The following is a 12,367-nucleotide window of genomic DNA, read 5'->3' on the forward strand; positions in this document are numbered from 1 at the left end:
GGACTGCGTGTTTCAGCCAGTCGAATGGCAAGTTCCAGTCGGTAGATGCGGAACAACGGGTCCCGCCGATGACGCCCTCTTTCGGGGAGCGTCGTCGGCTAGCTGCGAGGCAATACTTGGTAATGGCGATGGCCACGATTTCACAGCCGGGGGCGGCGTGAGCGACCGCCGTTTTTTCCGCTTTGTCGGTTGATTTCCGATCCAGCGCAATCCGCGGGGGTTGCCAGCGGGCTCGTCTCGTTGCATAAGTTGTGATGGCGTCTCTGCACGCGAATCCAACGATTGCTTGCTAGATTGATGAGACGTTTGAATCTCGTGGCTGCGGGATTTCCAAACGGCCGAAAATGCTCGACTATGCTCAGACGCGGAGGCCGCCCGAGAGGTGACTATGACGACTGCAACGGCAGCTCTACAGAACCTTCATTGAACTGGTGCCGCCAGTTCCTGACGTTCGACTTTCCCGCGCGCAAATGGGCGTTCTCGCCAAAAACCCTTCGGTTTGAAACCCAGGTACCCTGGCGTTTCCAACAGGTAGGCCATCGCGCTCCGTCCTGCTTCCACGGCAGCGGTGAAAATCTGTAGACTGAAGTGCATCGGTGTCAGCACCCGCAATTGGACGTTGCGCATCAGGCGCCGTCCAACTTTAGGATCTGTAATGTCGAGATTCGAATGGCGAACAGACACACACATCCAACGACCTGTTGCCACCAGTCGGAGCTGAAAGAGCAGCTATCAGAGCGGAGCAGTCATTCGATACCCTCCCTGAAGGGCAAGTAACCTTGAGGCCTTTGCGGTCGCTCAGATATCGCCGTTCGTAGGGCAGCACCAGGTCGCTCTTGAGCCATCCATACTCGCTCGACCTCGAATGGCGGCTGTCGCTGCGGTCGGATTAGTACTCTCGACCCGTTAGCGACACTCGGAGTCTCGGATCTGGAGCAACAATGCAGTTGTCGGGAATCCGACTGTCCCAGCACTGGATTCCTACGATCGGCATTGACCCCACAGTTGCCTTGAGCTGTAGCCGCGTCGCGCCTGTAAAATCATCTCGCCGATGACAACAACAAAGACTGATAGCTCCATGAATAAACAGCTACGCTAGGTCGCCGTTGGGGTTGTCGATCTCATGCCGCCAGTCATCTTCCCAGGCGACGACGCGGGCGCCATCGTTACCGGGCACCTGCGTCTTCGCAATGAGCGACGGCCGGTGTGCCGCACGCCCAAGTGGGATATGCAGAACGTCTGTTAGACCACATAGCCGTGACGATGCGATTGTTCAAGCAGTAAATGGCGGCCTATGCTTTTCTAGACTGAACACTGCAATTGTGAAGAACGCTGACCCAGCCGACTATTAACAATTCGTGTCCTGTCGAGGAAAGCCGGCCGCACTGCGAAGTCACTTTGTCCGCCGGAAAGCGGAGGACGCTTAATCCTCCAGAAACTACGGCTTCATTCTCCTTGCTTTGTTCGACTCCAATACTGCCGCCAACTCAGCAGTGCGCCGGTGGCACGAGAAACAAATTGTAGCGAATTCAGACCTTCTCTTGGCCGAGATCTGTGCAGCACGTGCGCTAACCAGCACTCTCTCAGAGGTCGCCGCGAATAAACGTATGAGGAGAGCCTCGTGGATAGAATTGTGGAGCCAGTCGTCAAAGACAAGGGTGGAAAAGCGGTCGCGGGTCCCCACGAGTCTGCAGGTGACCGACTACTCAAATACGTTCCGCCTGACGTTGCGGGTTTCTACGCCGTTGCCCAGGCGGCACTTGCAAGTTACTCAAAAGACTCCTTGGCATCACTTTCGGCGAGCACGCTTGGGATCGCGATTCTGGTCGCGTGCATTGCGGCAACCTACGTCTTGCTCAACAGACAGATGAAGTCTAAGGCGCTTCAAGCAAACGTTAAGCAACGTCTCCTGCTGTCGCAATTCACCATATCCGTGATCGCGCTCCTCGTGTGGTCCTATTCGATTAATTCGTATATCTGGGGTGGCTTGTATAAGTCACCGATCGCAATCATCGCCACGGGGATTTTCGTGATGTTCGCAGGCATTCATGTGCCGACGATCACGGCGGCGGAGAAGCAGCAGAGCCCGGGTACAACGACAGGCCAATGAGCTAGTGACATCAACCGATGCCTGACGACATTCTGCGGAGAGGACAATGCAAGCCCAAATTGAGTTTTCTCAGCAATCGCCATTCCAGAATTTTCTGCACCAACTATTTAGCGAAGGCTATCAGGCAGAGATCGTTCAGGGTGTCTTCATTGACTACCATCCTTACTGGATCCAACTCTGGATTTGTTACAGCAAGTTTGGCATGACCGATGGTTATCCGTACGGCATGCCCGACGGCGCATGGGCCCTTGAGCACTGGCAGTACCTCTCAGGCATGGCGGACTCAGAGTGGCGGCCAGACGAATGGAAGGACTTTTGCCGAAGATGCCAAAGAGCCGAGGGCGCTGCGCCGTTCCTGGTTAAGATCAGCATCGTCCCCGGCGCAGACCTCACGCGCGCGAGGATAGTTCGCTCGATCGCGGATCGACAGGTGGAGTTTTTCTGCACGCTGGAGGAGCGCCCGATTGCGCGAGCCGCTGCGTCGGTTCAGGGGAGTACCGGCATGATTGCCGACGAGGCAGGCACCCTTGGCGGATTTCTACGTGATAGAAACACCGGAAGCACATACGGGCTTACCTGCGCTCACGTTGCGCAGAATTGCGGCCGTCCAGTGACCCTAAACGACGTGTCCGGCACAAAATACGCCAATGCTGGAAGTGTTTTCGATAGCAACTACGCTACGCTCAATACAAGGCCCGGAGGGCCTTGCGACATCACGATCCCGTTCCTTCCAGAACATGTTGATATCGCATTGATTGAACCGGATAGAATTCATACCGGGATGAATTCCGTATCCGGTATTGGGGTTGTTGATCAAATTTATAACCCCAGCCAGTTTGGCTCAGGTTCGGATGTCGTCATGAGAGGCATGTCATCCGGAAAACACGACTACTACGTTGGCGCATACTGCGCGATCTACCGGGTCCTCTTCAACGACGGCTTCTATCGATGCTTCGATAAAATGTTCCAGATTTTGAGCACGAGTGGCCGCTCGCCCTGGCTACCCCAAAAGATGGCCGTTCGCCCCGCCTCCGGTGATTCAGGGGCATGGATTTTGTGCGCCAACGCTTCAGGGAACTATGCCTACTGCGGAACGCTGGTTGCGGTCGACGATTTCAGTGGTTACGCATGTCTCGCTGATTCCGTTCTTAATTGGGCCGCGAGCAAGCACAACATGGTCCTCGACCCAGTCTGACGCTCTCAACGAACCGAGGCCGTGCGTCGTTCAGTGGTGGGAGTGCCGCCGCAGGCTTGGTCTCCCCGACGACCTCGTACTGGTGACGTGGCACAACTGAATGGGATAAATGAGGGCCAAATGTCGGCACCGATGTGCGCCTTATCTCCTTGTCTGATTTAGTCGAGATAGCTAAACCCGTAATGCAGTAACCGCCGCGTACACGGCAAACTGCCACGAACATGAAATAAACGCGAAATACATCAAATGGGTGGCGAGTAAGGTATCTGACGAAAGGCGGAAAAAATTTCAAGGACTGGGCCAAGTGCGAGGCGGTAAATTCATGTCAATAGCATAGTACACTTGCTCGCTGAGCCGGTTTCTACCTTGGCATTGTGGTCGGTGTCGTCACCGACGCGAATCAAGTTCATCACTGCCGACGCCCTGGGTGACCAATTTAAACTTACCGAGGGGCGCTATGTAGCTCGAAATGGCAATCGTGTGTCCTTGCCTGCGGCATCCCGACCTATTGCCGAACGTGTCGAGGAAGGCGATCCGTCGATGAAAGACAACGGCGTCCCAATTGCTCGCCATGGCCACCGGGCAACGTGCGGGAAGCTGCTGAAGCGGATATGGCGCAGGGCCGTGTGTACAGCGATGGCTGTCGGCGAAAATCGTGCGCCTGACGCCGGGCAATCTCTACTCCTTTTGGGGCATGCGTTCGCTGCATGCCAATCAGGCCTGTTTGCCCACCAGCGTACGCAGCACGGTATTGCTGCATTTTGGCGATCCTCACGAGGGCAGCGTGTTCAAAGGTTTTCCCAGCGATTGCACGCACGGAGACTGCGGCGCATGGCGCGCGACTAGCCTTCGCAAAATGAGTCAAGCAACGTTGAGATTCTCACTTGAGTCGACAGAAGCGAAGGCGATTGCCGCATGGATCGCTTATTTTCATCTGGTCCGTGGACTGTGGACGATTTTCCTGCGTCCGTCGAACACTATCCCGCTAAAGTTTGTGAGCGGGATGCCGGAAATCCATGCATGGCGCACGAACAACCGAACATTCCTGAAAATGATCCGAGCTGGGCAGAAACACGGGCGATCGAGGCGAGCATTCGCGCGATCAGACGCAAACATGGAAAGAGGAATCCATAAGATTTTACTTCGGATAGCAAGGAATGACCCGCTGTCATGGAAGAGTTCGCGCGCGATATCGGTGCTTGCGCTCGATATCAATGAGATTCGACGGAGCGGTGTCAGAAATCCGCACGATTAGGCGCTGCCGAATAGTTTGCGGCAAGCGAGCCGGTGCGGTCGTCTTTACGCGTCAGTATTCGGGAAAACCGGGGTTGGCGAATATGTGTGATGCCGCACACATTGCCCATGCTACGAAAGCCGTATCCCGCACACTCGCCTAAGCTCAATGAAGCGCGGTGAGCCGCTTTTTTGACACCTCATGCGCTTTCGCCACAACAATAGAAGTAGTCACCGAACAACGACAAAAAGCATAGCGGTCCGCGCGCGAGAGTGGCGTGCATGCATGATCGCGTATTCTCCAATTCGCCTTGGGTCTTGCCTTATTTTCACGGAGATCTGAAATGGATGATTGGGTGCAACAGTGCGTCGTGTTCCTTGAGCTATGCGAATTCGGGGCAAGCATTCCCGCCATGCCAGCGGGGTCGTCAAAGGTCCTCGCCCTGTCTACCTACAAGTCTTTGTGTGGAGAGTGGTTGAACAGCGCAGCGTTTTCACCCCTGTCCTCCGAGAAAAAGAGGGTTTTACGCGACCACGTTGTTGCCAAGCTAACGAAACTTCACCAGGAGGTGGCTCAAGCGCGATCCCTCGCGGAAACAGAACAGCAGCGGCGCGCCGCCCTTGAAACACAACTATTGCAAGTTCGCGGCGAGAACGATGAGCTTCGCGAACAACTCCGGAGGCTGCGACGACAGCCACGACCTGGCTGAGATCACTGTCGACGCGGAGATGATCGCCTATTCGGGCATTTTCGATAACGCTCGGGCGATTGCGACTGCCTTGTGGGTCTAGATGCGCGGGGATGGCGTAGACTCGATAATTTTGTCACCGGCTCGGCCTTGCTCCGATGCGATCAGAGCGATACGTGTTGACAATTTTGTTGCCACTGAAAACACGATAAAAGCGTCACCCATCGGAAGGCCGGAGTAAGGCGATAAAGAAAATCCCCAGGGCGTGTACCCGAGGTTAGAAGATCGGAATACCCGCTACTCGTAGCGTGAAAATGTTCCTCATAAAATGTAGTAATTTCTATTTACTGGGATGCGATGTGTGAATGAATGTGCTGAAGCTAACTCTTGATAGAGCGCGCATCGCCGCTGCCTCGGCAGACGCTAGCTGCGCTCCTGCACGGCAGAAGGAGTGCTTCCAAATGTGGTCGACGGCAAGTTTTGGTCGCGTTGCTAAATCCTGGTCGCTGAAAGCTTAGGCTACTTGGATGTTTAGCCTGATGTCGAATTGACACATGTCATGTCGCAAAGTTGACAGATTTAATGTGCTCTACGTCTACGAGTGGAAACGCAATAAACCTCCGGGCGCGTGACACATCACGGTGAGGTCGTTTTTCACGCGCAATAGTTTGATTAAAAAATATACACATTACGATAAGAATACTTATCCTAATGCCCGTGGAACACCACACCCCCCGCCCAATTATTCACACCCCGTGTACAACGCCTCAACGCTGGAGGGGCTAATTTCCACCACCCTTTGCGGCATCCTTGCACCTATCGAGCGCGCACCCATTCCGGCGCGCCGCGCAACGGAGAACGCGACATGAGCAAGACATTAAAAATCGCCGCCATCGCCGGCGACGGTATCGGCCAGGAAGTCATGCCCGAGGGCGCGCGCGTGGTCGAGGCGGCGGCCGCGAAGTTCGGTCTGAACCTCGAAATCACCCATTTCGACTGGGCGAGCTGCGACTACTACCTGCAGCACGGCAAGATGATGCCCGACGACTGGTTCGCCACGCTCAAGGGCTTCGATGCGATCTATTTCGGCGCGGTCGGCTGGCCCGACAAGGTGCCCGATCATATTTCGCTGTGGGGCTCGCTCCTGAAGTTCCGCCGCGAATTCGACCAGTACGTCAACCTGCGCCCGGTGCGTCTGCTGCCCGGCGTGCCGTGCCCGCTCGCCAACCGCAAGCCCGGCGATATCGACTTTTTCGTGGTGCGCGAGAACACCGAGGGCGAGTACAGCTCGGTGGGCGGCAAGATGTTCGAAGGCACCGAGCGCGAGTTTGTGTTGCAGGAGTCGGTGTTCACGCGCCACGGCGTCGACCGCATTCTCAAGTACGCATTCGAGCTCGCGAACCAGCGCGGCCGCAAGAAACTCACGGCGGCCACGAAGTCCAACGGCATCTCGATCAGCATGCCGTACTGGGACGAGCGCGTGGCCGCGATGGGCGAGGCGTATCCCAACGTGAAATGGGACAAGCAGCACATCGATATTCTGTGCGCGCGTTTCGTGCTGCAACCGGACCGCTTCGACGTGGTCGTCGCCTCGAACCTCTTCGGCGACATTCTTTCGGACCTCGGCCCCGCCTGCACGGGCACGATCGGTCTGGCGGCCTCGGCGAACCTGAATCCCGAGCGCAAGTTCCCGTCGCTGTTCGAGCCGGTGCACGGCTCGGCGCCCGACATCTTCGGCAAGCAGATCGCCAACCCGATCGCGATGATCTGGTCGGGCGCGATGATGCTCGAGTTCCTCGGCAACGGCGACGCGCAATACAAGGCCGCGCACGACGCGATCATGCAGGCCATCGAGAAGGTGCTGGTGGAAGGCCCGCGCACGCCCGACATGGGCGGCACGGCGAACACGACGGAGATCGGCAGGGCAGTCGCCGCCGCGCTTTAAGCACGTAGGCGTGGGGTGTTCCGGCGGGACACCTCGCTACTTCTCACGCACTCAGTGCGGCGCGGCTCCCGTGGCCGCGTTTTCTTCGGCGCCCGGCTGTGCAGCCGCGGAGACGCCTGCCGCCATGTCGGCAGGCTGCGCGGCACGGCACAGTGCCGTGAGCCACACATCCTCGCCATGCGGCGCCACGCGCGCGTAGCCTTGCTCCACCACCAGCCGCCACGTATCGTCGGGCAGCGCCGCCCGATACAGCACGCGATAGTCGCCGCGGTGCGCGAGCGCTTCGTTCACGGCCGCTTCGCGCGCCGCGCGGTCGTCCGGGTGAATGTGCCGCGAAAGCTCGACATAGTGGCGCGGCGCGTGCGCCGGATCGACGCCGAACAGGCGGCACCACTCGTCCGAAACGATCAGCTCGTCCTGCGCGCGCAGCCAGCGCCAGGCGCCGAAGCCCGCAATGCGCGCGGCGTCGTTGAGCAGTTGCAGGCGCCGTTGCTCCGCGGATTCCACTTCCTTGCGCGCACTGATGTCGATGGTGGTGCCCACCACGCGCACCGGGCGCCCCGCGTCGTCCAGCAGAGTGGCGACGCGCGACTCGATCCAGCGGATCTGCCCGTCCGGCAAGATGATGCGGAAGTCCCAGACGCGCGGCGCCGTGCTCGCAACCAGCTCCCTGAGCGTCTCGTCGTTCAGCCAGATCGAATCCTCGGGATGGAGGATTTCCCAGAATTCGGCGTTGCTGTGAATCTCGCGGCCATAAAGCTTCGCGCAGTTGCTCGAATAGATCAGCTCGTCGGTGACGAGATTCCATTCCCACGTCACGATGCCCGCCAGTTCCTGCGCCTGCTTCATGCGCGCCTCGTTCGACATGATCTCGGCGGTATAGCGGCGGCGCAGGTCGGTCATCGGCAGCTCGGTATTGCCCGCGATGCCGAGGTCTTTCACGGCTTCGTCGCCGTAGCGCAGCCAGACCCAGTTCACGTCGAGAAACGCCGCGAGGCGGCGCAGGTTCGAATAGTCGATCTCGCCGCCGCGCGTCCACTTGTGCACGGCGGGGCGTGATATGCCGACGGCGTCGGCGACTTGCTGCAGGCTCAGCTTCTTGTGCTCGAGCAGCACTTTCAGACGGAACGCGAACGTATCCTCGGACATCCATTTCCCTCTGTGACGAATCTCGCGCGGTCGAAAGAATCAAGCGCAAAAGGGCGGCATACACCCCAGGGCCGCCGATCGGGGCCGGGCATATGCCGCCTCTGATGAATCGGGCGCGCGGCCCGGACGTTTCGTCCGCTCCGTAACTCCCGCTAGTTTAACGGATCGGCAAGCGGGCCGTTCCGGACGCACGACTCATGGTGTCCCGCATACGCAGCCGCCCTAGAGGTCGATCACGAGGCGCGGCGTGCGCGCACGCGACACGCACAGCAAAATGGTCTTCTGCGCGGCTTTCTCGTCGTCGTCCAGATACTGGTCGCGGTGATCCGCCTCGCCTTCGAGGATCGGGACTTCGCAGGTGCCGCATACTCCTTCGCGGCACAGCGACTCGACCGTCACGCCCGCGCGCTCGATGGCCTTGAGGATGGTCTCGTCTTCGCCCACTTCGAGTTCGATGCCGGACTTCGCCAGTACGACCGTGAACGCCTTGCCGCCGGTGTCCGTCGCGGCGAATTGCTCCGAGTGCAGCTGCGCCTTCGGCCAGCCCAGCAGCGCCGCGTTCGCGTAGACGGCGTCGTTCAGGCCTTGCGGGCCGCAGACGTAGACATGCGCGTCGCCGGGCAGATCATGGAACAGCTTGAAGAGATCGAGCTTCTGGCCTTCGCTGTCGACGTAGCAGTGCACGCTGGCCGCGTGCGGGCCGGTCTTCAGCTCGTCGACGAAGGCGCCGTGCTCGGGGCTGCGATACGCGTAGTGCAGTTCCAGCTCGACATCTTCGGGGCGATGCTCGGCCAGTTGCGCGAGAAAAGGCGTAATGCCGATGCCTCCCGCGATGAACACATGCCGCTTGGGGCCGTTCGTGCTCGCGAGTTCGAACAGATTGGCGGGCGAGCCGATCGCGAGCCGCGTGCCTGCCTCGACCTTGTCGTGCATGAAGGCGGAGCCGCCGCGCGACGCCTCTTCGCGGCGCACGGCGATCTGATACTGGCGCGTGTCGTGCGGCGAGCTCAGGAGCGAATACGCATTGTGGTGCCACTGCTCGCCGTCCTGCATCGAGACGAGCACGTGGGCGCCGCCGCTGAATTCGGGCAGCGGTGCGCCATCGGGCAGCGCGAGCGTGAAGCGCTTGATGAGCGGAGTGAGTTGTTCGACGGCGACGACGTCGACAGTGATCGATTCGCGGGCGTTCATGTTGACTTCCTTGACTTCTGAATCCGGAAAAAGCAGCGGATGCGGCACGGCCCGCATCCGCTCGAAGCTGGGCGCCGGCCTTAGCGCGTGACACCCGCCATGCAGAGGTACTTGATCGACAGGTAGTCTTCGATCCCGTACTTCGAGCCTTCGCGGCCGATGCCCGACTGCTTCACGCCGCCGAACGGCGCGACCTCGTTGGAGATCAGTCCCGTGTTGATACCGACGATGCCGTACTCGAGCTGCTCGGCCACGCGCCAGATACGGCCGATGTCGCGGCTGTAGAAGTACGCGGCGAGGCCATAGATCGAATCGTTCGCGAGCTGTACGACTTCGGCGTCGCTCGAGAAGCGCACGATGGGCGCGACCGGTCCGAAGATCTCCTCGGCGAGCACCGCCATGCCGGGCTTCGCATCGGCGAGCACGGTGGGCGCATAGAAGTTGCCGCCGCGTGCGTGCGGTGCGCCGCCCGTGACCACGCGCGCGCCTTGCGCCACGGCGTCGCGCACGAGGCCGTCGACCTTGTCGCGTGCGGCTTCGGTAATGAGCGGGCCGATGTTCACGCCATCGGCAAAACCGTCGTCCACCTTGAAGGCGCTCACGCGCTCGGCAAAGCGGCGGCAAAACTCGTCGTAGACCGCATCGTGCACGTAGAAGCGGTTTGCGCACACGCAGGTCTGCCCGGCGTTGCGATACTTGGAGAGCAGGGCGCCTTCGATGGCGGCGTCCAGATCCGCATCGTCGAACACGATGAACGGCGCGTTGCCGCCCAGCTCCAGCGAGACCTTCTTGACCGTGTCCGAGCACTGGCGCATCAGGAGCCGGCCCACTTCGGTCGAGCCCGTGAACGTGAGCTTCCTGACGAGCGGGCTCGACGTCATTTCGAGGCCGATCTCGCGCGACTTGCCCGTGACGATGTTGATCACGCCGGGCGGAATGCCGGCCTGTTCCGCCAGTGCCGCGAGTGCGAACGCGGACAGCGGCGTCTCGTTGGCGGGCTTGATGACGATGGTGCAGCCGGCGGCCAGCGCCGGTGCGGCCTTGCGGGTGATCATCGCGGCCGGGAAATTCCACGGCGTGATCGCGGCGCAGACACCGATCGGCTCCTTCGTCACGACGAGGCGCTGGTCCGGGTTCGGGCTCGGGATCACGTCGCCGTCGATGCGCTTGCCCTGCTCGGCGAACCACTCGATGAACGAGGCCGCGTAGCCGATCTCGCCGCGCGCTTCCGCGAGCGGCTTGCCTTGCTCGCATGTCATGATCTGGGCCAGCGCTTCCTGGTTCGCCATGATGAGGTCGAACCAGTTGCGCAACAGGCGCGCGCGCTCCTTCGCGGTGGTGGCGCGCCACGCGGGGAAGGCGCGGTGCGCGGCCTCGATGGCCGCGCGGGCTTCCGGCGCGCCCATGTTCGGCACGTTCGCGATGCGCTCGCCCGTGGCGGGGTTGGTCACCTCGAGCGTGGCGCCGTCGTCGGCGCCGCGCCACTGGCCGTCGATATAGGCCTGCTCACGCAGCAGGCCGGGATGTTGAAGGTTCGTCATGCTGGCCTCTTAGTCCTGATACTGCTGCGCGAGCAGATTGTGGAAGTGCGCGATGCCGTGCTCGCTGATGCCGCTGCGCTGCTTGTCGACCATGATGCGGCCCTGGCCGCGATAGCCGCGCGACTTCAGGCCCTTCTGCACGCTTTCCACGAGGCGCAGGTCTTCCGGGCGGAACACGGTGCGATACCACTCGATCAGCTTCTGCTGCTCTTCGGTCGGCTCGTCGTTGAGGAAGTAGATGTCGTAGTGCTGGAGCGTGACTTCGGCGCTCATCGGGAATTCGTAGATGACGGTCATGAAGTCGCTGCCCGGCGGCACGTTGAACATCGTGCACGGCCACGCCCAGTAGCCGCTGAAGCTCGGGTCCTTCACGGACGGATCGAGCTTGAACGAGCGCTCCGACGACTGCGCATGACCGAACTGCACCGTCCAGTTGCCATGCAGCGTGTGCGTGTACTGGTCGATCTTCACGGAGTCCGAGAAGCCGGGGTGAGCCGGGCCGCAGTGGTAGCACTCCAGATAGTTATCGACGATCGACTTCCAGTTGGCCGGCGTTTCGGTCACGAAGCGGGCAGCCAGCTTGAGGTCGTCGATCACCGGGCAAGCCTTGCGCAGGCTGGCTTCGAGGCCGGGCAGTTGGGCTTCCACGCCGTCTGCATTCGGGTTCAGGTTGATGAACACGAAGCCTGCGTATTCCTCCACGCGCACCGGCACGAGCGTCGAGTTCTCCTTGTCGAACGACTCCACATGATCGCAGTTGTTGGCGTGCGCGAGCGCGCCGTCGAGCTTGAACGCCCAGGCGTGGTACGGGCAGGTGATGACGTTCTTCGCCTTGCCGCTGCCTTCGAGCAGCTGGTGGCCGCGGTGCGGGCAGACGTTGTAGAACGCCCGCAGGACGCCGTCCTTGCCGCGCACGAGCAGAATGTTTTCGCCCACCACCTCGCGCGTCACGTAGGCGTTCGCTTCGGCCAGCTCGCTGCGGTGCGCGACGCAGATCCACGCGTTCTCGAAGATCTTCTGTTCTTCCGACTTGTATACCGCCTCGGAGGTGTAGTAGCTCGCCGGGATGGTCCAGGCGAGTTCCGGGTTGGCGCAGAAGTCGGCCGGCAGTTTCGGCTGTTCGGGTTTCTTGTGGAATTCGATCGGGAGGTAGGTCATGGGGTCCGCCGTACTGGGGTTGGTTAACTAACAGTTACGATGAAACTAAAGGTTAACGAAAATATAAGTGAAATTTCGGCGACGGTGGATCAGGGTTATCCCTTGACGTTGTCGGATGTACGGCTTGCATTGATGCACGTGGCCTATTCTTGTTCT

Annotated in this window: 10 protein-coding genes and 1 pseudogene; 6 read left to right on the plus strand and 5 right to left on the minus strand. The window is 60.1% G+C overall.

What is annotated here, in order from left to right; genetic code table 11:
• Positions 1-420 precede the first annotated feature (420 nt).
• Complete coding sequence (locus AB4Y35_RS35120; protein ID WP_368708012.1) at positions 421-627, minus strand: hypothetical protein; 207 nt, start codon at positions 625-627, stop codon at positions 421-423.
• 994 nt (positions 628-1,621) lie between these two features.
• On the opposite strand from AB4Y35_RS35120, the gene AB4Y35_RS35125 reads away from it, so the two are divergent.
• From AB4Y35_RS35125 to AB4Y35_RS35150, 6 genes and pseudogenes are all read left to right on the plus strand, one after another.
• On the plus strand, positions 1,622-2,110 hold the full coding sequence (locus AB4Y35_RS35125) for a hypothetical protein (protein WP_368708013.1): 489 nt from the start codon (positions 1,622-1,624) through the stop codon (positions 2,108-2,110).
• Between the two features lie 46 nt (positions 2,111-2,156).
• Positions 2,157-3,305: a hypothetical protein gene (locus AB4Y35_RS35130; protein ID WP_368708014.1), complete on the plus strand. Its 1,149-nt coding sequence runs from the start codon at positions 2,157-2,159 to the stop codon at positions 3,303-3,305.
• A 399-nt stretch (positions 3,306-3,704) separates the two neighbouring features.
• A pseudogene (locus AB4Y35_RS35135) lies at positions 3,705-3,899 on the plus strand (PAAR domain-containing protein); the annotation flags it as partial.
• A gap of 61 nt (positions 3,900-3,960) precedes the next feature.
• Positions 3,961-4,560, plus strand: a complete 600-nt coding sequence (locus AB4Y35_RS35140; protein ID WP_368708220.1) for a hypothetical protein — start codon at positions 3,961-3,963, stop codon at positions 4,558-4,560.
• Positions 4,561-5,195: 635 nt separating this feature from the next.
• Positions 5,196-5,330 (plus strand): hypothetical protein, encoded by a 135-nt coding sequence (locus AB4Y35_RS35145; RefSeq protein ID WP_368708015.1) that lies wholly within the window; start codon positions 5,196-5,198, stop codon positions 5,328-5,330.
• 762 nt (positions 5,331-6,092) lie between these two features.
• On the plus strand, positions 6,093-7,172 hold the full coding sequence (locus AB4Y35_RS35150; protein ID WP_368708016.1) for a tartrate dehydrogenase: 1,080 nt from the start codon (positions 6,093-6,095) through the stop codon (positions 7,170-7,172).
• Positions 7,173-7,223: 51 nt separating this feature from the next.
• On the opposite strand, the gene AB4Y35_RS35155 is transcribed toward AB4Y35_RS35150, so the two are convergent.
• From AB4Y35_RS35155 to AB4Y35_RS35170, 4 genes are all read right to left on the minus strand, one after another.
• Entirely contained in the window at positions 7,224-8,321 is a 1,098-nt protein-coding gene (locus tag AB4Y35_RS35155; RefSeq protein ID WP_368687822.1) for a PAS domain-containing protein, read from the minus strand.
• A gap of 222 nt (positions 8,322-8,543) precedes the next feature.
• Positions 8,544-9,512 carry a 2Fe-2S iron-sulfur cluster-binding protein gene (locus tag AB4Y35_RS35160; protein WP_368708017.1) on the minus strand — a complete coding sequence of 323 codons (969 nt, stop codon included), beginning with the start codon at positions 9,510-9,512 and terminating at the stop codon, positions 8,544-8,546.
• An 80-nt stretch (positions 9,513-9,592) separates the two neighbouring features.
• Positions 9,593-11,053, minus strand: a complete 1,461-nt coding sequence (locus tag AB4Y35_RS35165) for an NAD-dependent succinate-semialdehyde dehydrogenase (RefSeq protein ID WP_368708018.1) — start codon at positions 11,051-11,053, stop codon at positions 9,593-9,595.
• 9 nt (positions 11,054-11,062) lie between these two features.
• Positions 11,063-12,211 carry an aromatic ring-hydroxylating dioxygenase subunit alpha gene (locus AB4Y35_RS35170; protein WP_368708019.1) on the minus strand — a complete coding sequence of 383 codons (1,149 nt, stop codon included), beginning with the start codon at positions 12,209-12,211 and terminating at the stop codon, positions 11,063-11,065.
• Positions 12,212-12,367 lie beyond the last annotated feature (156 nt).

Origin of the sequence: Paraburkholderia sp. EG286A, from assembly GCF_040965375.1 — a bacterium.
Classification (GTDB): domain Bacteria; phylum Pseudomonadota; class Gammaproteobacteria; order Burkholderiales; family Burkholderiaceae; genus Paraburkholderia.

Excerpts from the sequence above, each read along its gene's own strand:
- AB4Y35_RS35120 (WP_368708012.1), bottom strand. The coding sequence starts at position 627 with ATGCGCAACGTCCAATTGCGGGTGCTGACACCGATGCACTTCAGTCTA.
- AB4Y35_RS35130 (WP_368708014.1), top strand. The coding sequence starts at position 2,157 with ATGCAAGCCCAAATTGAGTTTTCTCAGCAATCGCCATTCCAGAATTTT.
- AB4Y35_RS35145 (WP_368708015.1), top strand. The coding sequence starts at position 5,196 with ATGAGCTTCGCGAACAACTCCGGAGGCTGCGACGACAGCCACGACCTG.
- AB4Y35_RS35150 (WP_368708016.1), top strand. The coding sequence starts at position 6,093 with ATGAGCAAGACATTAAAAATCGCCGCCATCGCCGGCGACGGTATCGGC.
- AB4Y35_RS35155 (WP_368687822.1), bottom strand. The coding sequence starts at position 8,321 with ATGTCCGAGGATACGTTCGCGTTCCGTCTGAAAGTGCTGCTCGAGCAC.
- AB4Y35_RS35160 (WP_368708017.1), bottom strand. The coding sequence starts at position 9,512 with ATGAACGCCCGCGAATCGATCACTGTCGACGTCGTCGCCGTCGAACAA.
- AB4Y35_RS35165 (WP_368708018.1), bottom strand. The coding sequence starts at position 11,053 with ATGACGAACCTTCAACATCCCGGCCTGCTGCGTGAGCAGGCCTATATC.
- AB4Y35_RS35170 (WP_368708019.1), bottom strand. The coding sequence starts at position 12,211 with ATGACCTACCTCCCGATCGAATTCCACAAGAAACCCGAACAGCCGAAA.